The sequence below is a fragment of the Veillonellales bacterium genome, assembly GCA_039680175.1.
Taxonomy (GTDB): Bacteria; Bacillota; Negativicutes; order JAAYSF01; family JAAYSF01; genus JBDKTO01.
This window is the reverse complement of the sequence record JBDKTO010000110.1, coordinates 1-10,592: the sequence shown is the minus strand read 5'-3', so window position 1 is coordinate 10,592 and position 10,592 is coordinate 1. Positions and strand designations below refer to the sequence as shown.

The window sequence follows — 10,592 nt, the reverse complement described above, 5'->3', positions numbered from 1 at the left end:
AATCGGACAGAATTGCCGCTTGGTTTCGCGACAGGGACGGCGACAAAGTTTCCGGATTATTGCCGGCTTGGATTGATCAAATTGCCAAACGAAACGAAGATTTATTTATCTTCGTTGAAGCGGACGGTGCTAGGGGGAAATGGCTCAAGGCGCCTGCGGTTTACGAGCCTGTAGTTCCCCAGAGTACGGCGGTCACCGTGGGTATTCTTAATTTACAGGCCCTCGGTCAGCCTTTCAGCAGACGGATTGTACATCGGCTGGAATTAGTGCTGGAAATCGTGAGAAAACAGGAGAATTCTTTGATCGATTGGCGGGATTTAGCCATATTGGCAACCGCACAGCAGGGCATTTTCCAGCACAGCCGGGGGAAGAAAATTCTGCTGCTTACCGGGGCGCAAGCTGCGGCAGCCAGTGAGGTTGAGCGGATAGTGAAATATATCCGCAGCGGCAGTCGGGGGGACATCCGCAAATGCATTGCCGTAAAAGGCTGCGGGTCGGCATTCGAGCCTGTTGCGGTGCATTCGCTATGGTAAAGCGTATCGGTGCGGTTATTTTAGCCGCTGGGCTTGCAAGAAGAATGGGAGGGCAAAAGCTCCTGCTTCAGTTAGGCGAAATGACCATTTTTTCCCATGTTGTAAAAAATACAGCCGGCAATCTTTGGCAGGATTGCATTGCGGTACTGGGGCAGCCTGAGGGAGAATTGGCTGATATTTGCCGGCAGTACCATTTGCGGTGGATTTATAATCCCCAACGCGGCAGCGGACAAGCATCTTCTATCCACCTTGGAATCAGCAATTTGTCTTGCGGACTGGACGGCTTTGTTTTTATTCTGGGCGATCAGCCGCTGATTTCCCAAGAACTGCTCCGGACTTTGCACGATGAGTTTTTACGGCACGATAATCAGGCGATTATTGTACCGAGACACGATGGACAGCGCTGCAGTCCGGCCTTATTTGGCGCTGCCTGGAAGGAAGAATTGCTTTCTTTGCAAGGCGATGTCGGCGGGCGGTCTATTATAGAACGCCATCCGAATCAGCTGGTTTTCGTCGACTGGCCGGACGGGGGTACTTTTTTAGACGCCGATTCCTGGGAAGATTACGAACTATTGCAAAAATATTATTTGGCTAAGAATGGCTGGTAAGCGGTTAATAATTGTTTTTACTTGCAAAAATGAAAGCGAGACGGTGACATGGAAAATGTAGTACTGATCAAGGGCGGCGGTGATCTTGCGACAGGCGTTGCCTGCCGTCTGTTCAACAGCGGGTTCCCTGTGGTGATCACCGAACTGTCTCAGCCCCTGGTAGTTCGCCGTACGGTTTCTTTTGCCCAGGCTGTTTTCTCCGGCAGCGTGACCGTGGAGAATATTACAGCGAGACAAGTTGAGACGGATGAGGCTTTTGCGGCGATGAAAGCCGGCTGCATACCGGTACTGATTGATCCGGCAGCCCAATCCCTGCGGGACATTTGTCCGGCGGTGGTGGTGGATGCCATTCTCGCAAAGAAAAATACGGGCACCTGTTGTCATGACGCGCCGATTGTTATCGGTCTGGGACCTGGCTTTTCAGCTGGCAAGGCTGTCCATGCCGTAGTGGAAACAATGCGGGGCCATGATCTGGGGCGGGTTTACTATCAGGGAGAGGCGCTGCCGAATACCGGAATTCCCGGTGAAATTGCCGGACTTACTATTGAGCGGCTGCTGCGGGCATCGGCGGATGGGATTTTTTCCAGTGGGCACAGTATCGGTGATACAGTAATCAAAGGTGAAATTGTCGGCCAGGTTGACCATACGCCTGTCATAGCGCAGGCAGGCGGCATTTTGCGAGGATTATTGCACAACGGGCTTTCGGTTCATTCTGGAATGAAGATCGGTGATGTTGATCCCCGCTGTCGGCGGGAACATTGTTTTTCAATTTCCGATAAAGCGAGGGCTGTGGCCGGCGGAGTGTTGGAGGCTATTTTGCATTTGAAGGGGGAAAAAACGTGATTAAGTTGACTGAGTATACGAAAAGCGGCGGCTGCGCGGCGAAAATCGGCCCGGGCTATTTGGCGGGAATGCTGCAGCAGCTTCCACTGCAGCCTGATTCGCGGCTCCTGGTCGGCCTTGAAACATCCGATGATGCGGGTGTATATCAATTGGATGAAACAACTGCATTGATTCAAACTGTTGATTTTTTTACACCGATTGTCGATGACCCGTATTTATTTGGGCAGATTGCCGCTACCAATAGTCTTAGCGATGTATATGCGATGGGCGGCAAGCCGGTTACCGCGATGAATATCGTGGCTTTTCCTGTATGCAAGCTGGATACGGCTGTCCTTTTGGAAATTTTGCGCGGCGGATTGAAAAAGATTAAGGAAGCCGGTGCGGTTTTGGTGGGAGGACATTCCATTCAGGATAACGAACCCAAATATGGGTTAAGTGTTACCGGCATAGTTCATCCACGAAAAATTTTGACCAATGCCGGAGCAAAGCCGGGAGATGCGCTTATTCTTACCAAGGCTCTCGGCACGGGCGTTCTGACGATGGCGGCAAGGGCTGAAATGTTCCCGCAAGGAGTGGCAGCCGCCATTCGCAGCATGACGAGGTTAAACAAGTCGGCAGCCGAAGTGATGGGCGATTTTACGATTCATGCCTGTACGGATGTTACCGGTTTTGGATTACTGGGACATTTATCGGAAATTGTAACTGCCAGCCGGGTAACAGCAAAAATTAATTCCCGGACACTGCCGATCCTGCCCGAAGCCAAGGACGCGGCAGCAATGGGATTCGTCCCTGCAGGCGCCTATAATACGCGCGGGTTTTTAGAACACATTGTCTTTGCTTCCGATGTGGCAGGCAGTATGGAGGATTTATGTTATGATCCGCAAACGTCAGGTGGATTATTGATGAGTGTTCCGGCCGCAGAAAGCGAAAGGCTGCTGGCCGACTTGCAGAAAGCCGGAATACAGGAAGCAGCTGTTATTGGCGAAATTGTAGAGAAGAGGAGCGAGAATATTTATGTCGATTAATGTTGATGCTCGCGGCTTAGCTTGCCCGCAGCCGGTTATTGCGACGAAAAAAGCGCTGGAAAAAATGACAGACGGCGTCCTTACGACGATTGTGGACAATTTTGCCGCCAAAGAGAATGTAATGAAATTTGCTTCAGCCAATCATTGCAAGGCTACGTGGCAGGAAACGGACGGCGCTTACTATATTGCCATTACCAAAGGACAGGGGGAGGCTGAGCCGACAATTCCGCAGACAGCGAAAGCGGCGGACACGGTCTATTTAATTACACAGGATAAGCTGGGACATGGCAGCAATGAATTAGGCGGTATTCTCATAAAATCATTTTTTTTCGCTTTAGTAGAAAAAGAACCTTTGCCCCAGACGCTGCTTTTTATCAACAGCGGTGTGTTTTTAACAACGGAAGGCTCACCTGTCGCCGAACATTTGCTTGAACTGGACAAAAAAGGCGTGCAGATTTTATCCTGCGGCACTTGTCTTGATTACTATGAGCGGAAAGATAAGCTTTTGGCCGGCGGTATTTCAAATATGTATGAGATCGTCGAAAAATTGTCGTCGGCAGCGAAAACCATTATATTATGAGGCAGCATTATGTATGATGAATATACCCGGCTTCTTTCTTTTTGCTCCGTCAAGCAGGCGCTTTGGGCGGAAGAAACGTTAAATCGTTTTGGATTTCGTGTTGTGCTTGTACCGAAACCGCGGCAAATTGATGCCAATTGCGGCCAGTGTATTTTATTTACTGAAGATACGCAAGATGAAGTGCTGGCGCTGCTGCAGGAGAAGTGTATTTATTGGTCCAGCTTTTTTAAAAGAGAGCCTGGGCATAAGAGCTATGAGCTTTATGCTCGTAACGAAGAAGGCAGTATTGAGTGGGAAGAATAAGCTTGCCGAATAGATTAGCGGGGTGATGATTATGCTGGATCGTTATGGACGCAGGATTGATTATTTGCGGATTTCCGTTACGGACCGCTGCAATTTACGCTGCCGATACTGCATGCCGGAAACGGGAGTGGAAGATATCGGCCATTCCAATGTTCTGTCCTTTGAGCAGATTCTCCGGGTAGTCAAGATAGCATCAGGAATGGGAATCCGCAAAGTTCGTCTGACCGGCGGTGAGCCGCTGGTCAGAAAAAATATAGTATGGCTTATTCGGCAGATTTCCCGTATCTCGAAAATTAAGGATATTGGATTAACCACAAACGGCACATTGTTTGCGGCTATGGCGGAAGAGCTGCAGGCAGCCGGATTGACACGAGTTAACTTTAGCCTGGACACTCTGCGGCAGGAGACCTTTCATTATATTACCCGGCGCGGTCAGCTGCAGGATGTGCTGCAGGCGATCAATAAGGCGTTGCGGATTGGCATGGCGCCGGTAAAAATCAATGTTGTGGTGATGCGGGGGATCAATGACCAGGAAATTCCCGAATTTGTGAAAATGGCGTATGATTTGCCTCTGCAGGTGCGTTTTATTGAATTTATGCCAATCGGCAATTTGCCGTTTTTTCAGCCCCGGCGGCTTATGACCGCGGATGCCATAAGGGATATTATTGACAAGGATTATGATTTATATCCGGACAGAGCATCGCAAAGCAGCGGTCCGGCAGTCTGCTACCGGCTGCGGGGAGGAAGGGGATCCGTTGGCTTTATCAGTCCCCTGAGTCACCGGTTTTGCTCCGACTGCAGCCGTCTTCGGCTGACAGCCGACGGCCAACTGCGGGGATGCTTGTTTGCTAAAAATGAAATCAGTTTGAAGATGCTGCTGCAAAACAATGCCAGCAGCGAGATAATAGCCGCATTATTGCAGAAAACAATTTGGGAAAAACCGGCTCATCATCATTTTTCGACAGGCTGGGGTGAAGATAATTGCCGAAAAATGTATCAAATTGGAGGCTAAGGTATGGATTTTACCCATTTTAATCAGGACGGGCGGGCCAGAATGGTCGATGTCAGCGACAAAGAAGATACGGTGCGGGTTGCCGTTGCCCAGGCCGTGGTGCAGATGAAGCCGGAGACTCTGCAGGCCATTCAAAGCGGTGGTATAAAAAAAGGCGATGTGCTGGGGGTTGCCCAGGTTGCCGGTATTATGGGGGCAAAGTCAGCAGCCTCTTTGATTCCCATGTGTCATCCATTGTCTTTGACATCCGTTGATATTACCTTTCAAATGGACGAAGAGCGGTCGGAAATCGTGATTCAGTGCCAGGCGAAAACAACCGATAAAACAGGCGTGGAAATGGAAGCGATCACTGGAGCCAGCCTGGCCGCTCTTACAATTTACGATATGAGCAAGGCAATTGACCGCTGGATGAAAGTGACGGATATTCAATTGCTGGAGAAATCGGGCGGGAAAAGCGGTCATCTTGTATCACCGGCTGTTTCCGCTCTGAATGCGGGGAGCCGCAACAATGTATAGAGTCGGAATCTTGGTTATGAGCGATAAAGGCGCCCGGGGAGAACGGGAAGACCGCAGCGGTTTTGTGATCCGGAAAATGCTTGGCAGTAATTATTGTATCGATTATTATGAAATGATTCCTGATGAGAAACAATTGATTATAGAGAAAATACGTCGGGCCTGCGATGATTTTCGGCCGGATTTGCTGTTGACTTCCGGCGGAACGGGATTCTCCAACCGTGATGTGACACCGGAAGCCACTTTAGAAGTTATTGAAAAACAGGTACCGGGGATTCCAGAGGCAATGCGTTATTATGGGCTGCAGAAGACGCCCAAGGCGATGTTGTCGCGGGCAGTTGCTGGGATTCGCGGCAAGACTTTGATCGTAAATTTACCGGGAAGTGTCAAGGGAGTGCAGGAATCATTAGAGGCAATCCTGCCGGCTCTTGATCACGCATTAGATATTTTGCGGGGAACTGCGGCAGAATGCGGCAGAGGTTGAAAAAGTGTCCCCAATCTCGGAAACGGAGAGAAAAAGATGGCAAAAGTGGTGGCTGTTAACACCAGCAAAGAAAAAGGAGCGGTGAAGACCCCGGTTGCAAAAGGGTATCTGGCTCTTGACTGGGGGCTGCAGGGAGATGCCCATGCAGGTAAATGGCACCGGCAGGTGAGTCTGCTGGCGCAAGAGAGCATTTGCAAAATGAAGCAGACAGGACTGGAACTTTTGGCTCCGGGCAGCTTTGCCGAAAATATAACAACAGAGGGTATTGTTTTATTTACCTTATCGGTGGGGACACAGCTTAAGATTGGCGATGAAGCCTCTGTGGAGGTAACGCAGATCGGCAAGGAATGTCATGTCGGCTGTGCCATCCGCCAGATAACAGGAGACTGTATTATGCCGCGGGAAGGCATTTTTGCGAAGGTAGTTCGACCAGGCTGGATCAAAGCCGGTGATGAAATTATTATCAGTTCTTAAAGCGATGGAGAGAGGCTACATAATGGATGTCGTTCATGTTAAAGACGCGGTGGGACATGTTTTGTGTCATGACCTAACTAAAATTGTGCCGGGTGAATTTAAAGGGCCGGCGTTTAAGAAGGGGCATATTATTCGCCCGGAAGATATTGATGAATTACTGAAAATGGGGAAAGAGCATCTTTATGTATGGAAATTGGAGAAGGGACAAGTCCATGAAAATGAAGGCGGACTGCGGTTGGCCAGAGCAGTGAGCGGGCCGGGACTTCATCTGACCGAGCCGTCGGAAGGCAAAGTTCGGTTGATCGCGGATTATAACGGCTTGTGTAGAATTGATGAAGCGCGGTTGCTGGAGGTCAATATGATTGATGAATTAATCGTTGCCACCCGCAATCATTTTCGTCCGGTAAAAAAAGGCGACGTGGTAGCCGGAGCCCGGGTCGTTCCTCTGGTGATCGATGAAGCAAAACTACTGCGGGCGGAAAAAATCGGTCTTGCGAAGCCGATCATCTCCGTGCAGCCCTTTCGTCCCCGCTGCGTTGGCATTATTACTACCGGAAGCGAAGTGTATCACGGACGCATTAAAGATAAATTCGGGCCGGTTATCTGCCGAAAAGTCGAAGAATACGGCTGCCGTGTTTTGCCGCAGATCATTGTTTCCGATGATGACGAGCAAATCACACAGTCCGTTAAGAAACTTCAGGACGAGGGAGCCGAATTGATTTTGGTTACCGGCGGCATGTCTGTGGATCCGGATGATGTTACTCCCCTGGGAATCCGCCGGACAGGGGCAGAGATCATTACTTACGGTGCGCCGGCCTTGCCCGGGGCAATGCTGCTGATCGCTTATTTGGGGGAACTGCCTGTCTTGGGGCTGCCGGGATGTGTCATGTACAGCAAAACGACTGTTTTTGATCTTGTGCTGCCGCTGATTTTATCCGGGCAGAAAATTACCCGTCCTATGATCGCGAAGCTCGGGATGGGCGGGCTGTGCCTGGAGTGTGAAGTCTGCCACTATCCGGACTGTACTTTTGGTACTGGAGCGTAAATATCCCAGTTTTTGCTGGAGCTATCTATTTGGTTCAGGGTACTTGAAACTCACTTAAACAATGTATATAATAGTAATAAGCTTATTCTAGTTTGGTTTAGCTTTGCTTTGCAACACAACGATGTGCCGACCGGAACGTTTTCGTTTCCTGTCGGCTTTACTTTTGTATTGACCAAGGGAAAACAAGGGGAAGGGAAAACGGAGGATGATTTTTTTATGCTGACAAATCTTATGAGGCAGTCTTCAGAAAAACAACAATCCCTTGGTCGGCTGCAACTGCTTTCTTTTCAGAATACCATAGTGGATTTATTCGTTCCGGCGAAATGTCAGATGACAAGTGGCGCCGCATTGGTCGATGAACTGCACCGCCAAGTGATTTCATCATGCCTCTATAATCCTTTTTGGAATGATTTCCGGCTGCAGCACAGTCTTGAGAAAAAAAGATTCTGTATCACCTTAGAAGAAGTAAGACAGATCAAACAGCAGTACCAGCTTGACAACCGGGATGTGCTTTGCAACCTGATTTTGCAGTTGGCAAACCGGAGCAACGTTCCGTTGAATCGTCATCAGCTTAGTTTTGTGGAAAAAGTAAAACCGGAATTGCGGGATTTTGACCTGCGGCAGGAAAACCCGGGAGAGTTGCTGGTTTATCAATGCCTTTTTTCTCATAATATGAAAGGCATAGGTCGGATTTATCTTCACCTTTATGCCGATTTGTACAATGGACATATTTTTGGCAGGCTGACTCATGGCCGCACACTCGATGAAGGGTTGCGGGTTTTCCGACTGGGAGTGCTTCCGGTGTATCGTACCGGCGACCTGCGCATCGAAAAAGTAATGTATTCTTCCCGTCAGCCGGAGCATCCGGCAGGGTGTTTTAGCGATGATTTTGCCAAGTCCAGTTCCCACTGGATCCATACGTGCCGATCCTTCGGGATTTTTGAGCAACTGCAGCGAAGCTTGCTGCAGAGTGAGTCTCTCCCAAGGGCTGCTTCCCGGGAGCATTCCTTATCCTTCCTGCAGGAAGCTTTTTCCCAATGGCTGAAACAATATAATTTTAAAACCCGGCGGCACTATTTTTCCTGTTTATGAATGATTGACGGTAGTGCTATGTTTAGGGCCGGCTCTCTTTAAAGCAAGGCTCCGGTGTGCTATGATAATAGGTATCGTAGCGACGAGGAGGAATGGAAAATGAAAAAGAAGCTTATGATGGGCATCACCGTCATTGCGTTGTTTAGCTTGCTGCTGGCAGCGGGCTGCTCGGGCGGGGCAAAGCCGGAAGGAAATTCGTCCAACCAGGCACCGGCGGCGGAAAACAGCGGTGGTCAAGGTACCGGCGGTGCTAATCCTGTTGCCAGGTTTGAAACTTCAAAAGGCGATTTCACAGTGGAATTGTTTGCCGATAAGGCACCCAAAACCAGTCAAAACTTTATTGCTTTAGTGAACAAAGGATTTTACAATGGGCTGATTTTTCATCGGGTGATTGACGGCTTCATGATTCAGGGAGGCGATCCCAAGGGGGATGGCAGCGGTGGTCCCGGTTATACGATTCCCGATGAATTTAGTCCGGATTTGAAGCACAGCGGGGCAGGTATTCTGTCCATGGCCAATGCCGGGCCGAATACCGGCGGCTCCCAGTTTTTTATTACCTTGGCGGCAACTCCGTGGCTGGATAACAAGCATGCTGTGTTCGGTAAGGTGACGGAGGGACTGGATGTAGTCAAGGCCATTGGCAAGGTGAAGACCGGAGTCAATGATAAACCGGTGGAAGCTGTGGTCATTAAAAAAATTACCATTATGGCAAAGCAGTAGCTCATTATGGCCTATACCTACATTGTGGAATGTGCAGACGGTACTTACTATACCGGTTGGACGACGGATTTGGACAAACGGCTAAAGGCCCATAACCAGGGCAGGGGTGCCCGTTATACCAGGGGACGTGGTCCGGTACGGCTGGTTTATTCCGAAGTTCACACTGATCGCCGTCAGGCCCAGAGCCGGGAGGAAATCATCAAGCAATTCAGCCGCAAGGAGAAAGAACGGCTGATTGGGTGCGAACAGAATTTGCTAAAGTGAACTCGTTTCATTAAAGTTGAACAGCGAAGCGTCAGTCGTGTGACTTGGCTAAAGAAAAGCAGCGTTTTGGCAAAATACGCTGCTTTTTTTTAGCCCGGCAGAAAGTATATCAAGATAATGGTAGGAAGTTTTAAAAATATATAGAATATTACTATAATGAAACAAATTAAAAGGATGTGACAATCATGATTTACGGGCAGCTTAAAAATCTTGAAAAGGAGGAAAGCGTTTTCGCTGCTTTGATCCGCCGCGGGCTGGAGTTTCTCGAAAAAACGGATATCGGTAAACTGGAAGCAGGTAAGCACATCATTGATGGCGATGTAATGTATGCGTCCGTGCAGGATTATCTGCCCAAGGTAAAAACAGAACGCCGGGCGGAAGCACATGTGAAGTATATTGACATTCAGTATGTCCATACCGGGGAAGAATATATTGGCTGCAGTTTTCTTTCCGGGCAGAATGAAGTGCTGGAAGACCGGCTGGCGGAAAAAGATGTTATTTTTTATAAAAATACTGTAGATGAGGTGCCGGTAAAACTTACTGCCGGCGACTACGCCATTTTTTTGCCGGCTGATATTCATCGCCCCGGCTGCTCCACCGGTTCAGCCGCTCAGGTAAGAAAAGTGGTTGTGAAGATTAAGCTGAGCGCAGTGAAGTAAGACTTTTTAGGCGATTTTAGTTGCCCATCTGATGCGTGTTATTTCGGAAATAAAAAGTAGAGGCGGCTAAGAAGAAAATTGTCGAATTTTTCGAATAATTATTGACGGTGAGTATAAAATATGTTAATGTAGCCATACAAGACTTCATGCAAGGTGGGTGTAAAATAAATATTGACATAAAGTGACATTCTATGGTAATATAAATAAGTCGCTGATAACGGTGACAAAAGAAGACAGCAGTTGTTCCAGAAAACAGAATGACTGAAAAAGATATTGACACGGCGGTTAAGCCGTGGTAATATATAAAAGCTGTCGCAAACGGCAGCAGGCTGAGAACAGCCGAGTGTTCCTTGAAAACTAAACAATGTAAGTAAGGAAAAAAGCCAGATGTGCGGGAACGCTCGTCACGGAAGTGACGAAGTTCCGAAACAATAAAT

The 10,592-nt window shown here is 48.7% G+C and carries 16 protein-coding genes; 15 read left to right on the top strand and 1 reads right to left on the bottom strand.

Features of this window, described 5'->3' with window-relative positions; genetic code table 11:
• From yqeC to ABFC84_17375, 15 genes are all read left to right on the top strand, one after another.
• Positions 1-533: selenium cofactor biosynthesis protein YqeC (yqeC, locus tag ABFC84_17445; GenBank protein ID MEN6414525.1), on the top strand; the 533-nt coding region annotated here is incomplete at its 5' end.
• A complete protein-coding gene (locus ABFC84_17440) occupies positions 470-1,141 on the top strand; it encodes a nucleotidyltransferase family protein (GenBank protein MEN6414524.1) in 672 nt (223 codons plus the stop codon). The genes yqeC and ABFC84_17440, both read left to right, overlap by 64 nt.
• Before the next feature lie 48 nt (positions 1,142-1,189).
• Positions 1,190-1,984, top strand: a complete 795-nt coding sequence (gene yqeB / locus ABFC84_17435) for a selenium-dependent molybdenum cofactor biosynthesis protein YqeB (GenBank protein MEN6414523.1) — start codon at positions 1,190-1,192, stop codon at positions 1,982-1,984.
• Positions 1,981-3,009: a selenide, water dikinase SelD gene (gene selD / locus ABFC84_17430; GenBank protein MEN6414522.1), complete on the top strand. Its 1,029-nt coding sequence runs from the start codon at positions 1,981-1,983 to the stop codon at positions 3,007-3,009. Before yqeB ends, selD begins: the two co-directional genes overlap by 4 nt.
• The gene (gene yedF / locus ABFC84_17425; protein MEN6414521.1) at positions 2,999-3,589 is read left to right on the top strand and encodes a sulfurtransferase-like selenium metabolism protein YedF; all 591 of its coding nucleotides are present in this window, start codon (positions 2,999-3,001) and stop codon (positions 3,587-3,589) included. Before selD ends, yedF begins: the two co-directional genes overlap by 11 nt.
• 9 nt (positions 3,590-3,598) lie before the next feature.
• Positions 3,599-3,892, top strand: coding sequence for a DUF3343 domain-containing protein (locus ABFC84_17420; GenBank protein ID MEN6414520.1), 294 nt, complete (start codon positions 3,599-3,601; stop codon positions 3,890-3,892).
• A gap of 31 nt (positions 3,893-3,923) precedes the next feature.
• Entirely contained in the window at positions 3,924-4,904 is a 981-nt protein-coding gene (gene moaA / locus ABFC84_17415; GenBank protein MEN6414519.1) for a GTP 3',8-cyclase MoaA, read from the top strand.
• Positions 4,905-4,907: 3 nt separating this feature from the next.
• Positions 4,908-5,420, top strand: a complete 513-nt coding sequence (moaC, locus tag ABFC84_17410; GenBank protein ID MEN6414518.1) for a cyclic pyranopterin monophosphate synthase MoaC — start codon at positions 4,908-4,910, stop codon at positions 5,418-5,420.
• Positions 5,413-5,901, top strand: coding sequence for a MogA/MoaB family molybdenum cofactor biosynthesis protein (locus ABFC84_17405; protein MEN6414517.1), 489 nt, complete (start codon positions 5,413-5,415; stop codon positions 5,899-5,901). The genes moaC and ABFC84_17405 overlap by 8 nt, the downstream gene beginning before the upstream one ends.
• A gap of 36 nt (positions 5,902-5,937) precedes the next feature.
• Entirely contained in the window at positions 5,938-6,375 is a 438-nt protein-coding gene (locus ABFC84_17400; protein MEN6414516.1) for an MOSC domain-containing protein, read from the top strand.
• Positions 6,353-7,420, top strand: coding sequence for a molybdopterin-binding protein (locus tag ABFC84_17395; protein MEN6414515.1), 1,068 nt, complete (start codon positions 6,353-6,355; stop codon positions 7,418-7,420). The genes ABFC84_17400 and ABFC84_17395 overlap by 23 nt, the downstream gene beginning before the upstream one ends.
• 168 nt (positions 7,421-7,588) lie before the next feature.
• Positions 7,589-8,512 (top strand): hypothetical protein, encoded by a 924-nt coding sequence (locus ABFC84_17390; GenBank protein ID MEN6414514.1) that lies wholly within the window; start codon positions 7,589-7,591, stop codon positions 8,510-8,512.
• Between the two features lie 99 nt (positions 8,513-8,611).
• Positions 8,612-9,232, top strand: a complete 621-nt coding sequence (locus ABFC84_17385; GenBank protein ID MEN6414513.1) for a peptidylprolyl isomerase — start codon at positions 8,612-8,614, stop codon at positions 9,230-9,232.
• A 6-nt stretch (positions 9,233-9,238) separates the two neighbouring features.
• Positions 9,239-9,496 (top strand): GIY-YIG nuclease family protein, encoded by a 258-nt coding sequence (locus ABFC84_17380; GenBank protein ID MEN6414512.1) that lies wholly within the window; start codon positions 9,239-9,241, stop codon positions 9,494-9,496.
• 185 nt (positions 9,497-9,681) lie between these two features.
• Complete coding sequence (locus ABFC84_17375) at positions 9,682-10,155, top strand: YhcH/YjgK/YiaL family protein (protein ID MEN6414511.1); 474 nt, start codon at positions 9,682-9,684, stop codon at positions 10,153-10,155.
• A gap of 16 nt (positions 10,156-10,171) precedes the next feature.
• Here ABFC84_17375 and ABFC84_17370 read toward each other — a convergent pair.
• Positions 10,172-10,592: hypothetical protein (locus tag ABFC84_17370; protein ID MEN6414510.1), on the bottom strand; the 421-nt coding region annotated here is incomplete at its 5' end.